Source organism: Sphingobium phenoxybenzoativorans (assembly GCF_001757355.1).
Taxonomy (GTDB): Bacteria; Pseudomonadota; Alphaproteobacteria; order Sphingomonadales; family Sphingomonadaceae; genus Sphingobium; species Sphingobium phenoxybenzoativorans.
The window spans coordinates 1-756 of sequence record NZ_MINO01000198.1 but is presented as its reverse complement, the minus strand read 5'-3'; the positions used below and the strand labels follow the sequence as shown (position 1 = coordinate 756).

At 59.0% G+C, this 756-nt stretch carries 1 protein-coding gene; it reads left to right on the top strand.

Going from position 1 to position 756, the window contains the following annotated elements; all coding sequences use genetic code 11:
* A partial coding sequence (locus BHQ40_RS24835) for an IS3 family transposase (RefSeq protein WP_083277150.1) occupies nucleotides 1-731 on the top strand: 731 nt, incomplete at its 5' end.
* Nucleotides 732-756: the final 25 nt, after the last annotated feature.

Genomic DNA, 756 nt, shown 5'->3' with positions numbered 1-756 from the left:
TGGACATGAAGGTGCTGGCCCATATTAGGGAGCAATATAGCCTGAGCCTTGGCAGCTACGGTCGCCCGAGAATGACGATGGAGTTGAAGGAAGCAGGGCTCGACGTCGGCGAACGTCGTGTTGGGCGGCTGATGCGGATCAACGGGATCAAGCCGGTCCGCACGCGCAAGCACAAGGTTACGACCGACAGCCACCACCGCTTGGGTGTCGCGGCGAACTGGCTGGACGGCGACTTTGCCGCCGATGCACCCAACCGCAAATGGGCGGGCGACATCACCTATGTCTGGACGTCAGAGGGCGGGCTCTATCTGGCCGTCATTCTCGACCTGCACAGTCGCCGTGTCGTTGGCTGGGCGGTCAGTGACAGGATGAAAAAGGATCTGGCGATCCGGGCTCTGGATATGGCGGTGCGGCTGCGTCAACCTCCAGAGGGCTGCATTTTCCACTCCGATCGCGGTAGCCAATATTGCTCTTATGATTATCAGAAGAAGCTGCAGGCCTATGGCCTGCGTCCATCGATGAGCGGCAAGGGCAATTGCTACGACAACTCCGCTGTCGAGACCTTCTTCAAATCCCTGAAGGCGGAAATGATCTGGCGGCAGAGTTGGCCAACCCGGCGGCAAGCAGAGGCAGCCATCTTCCAGTACATAAATGGCTTCTACAACACCCGACGCCGACATTCATATCTGGGCGGCATCAGCCCGCTCGCCTTCGAAGCCAGGGTGGCATAATGAGATAGGTGACCGGCGCAAAACC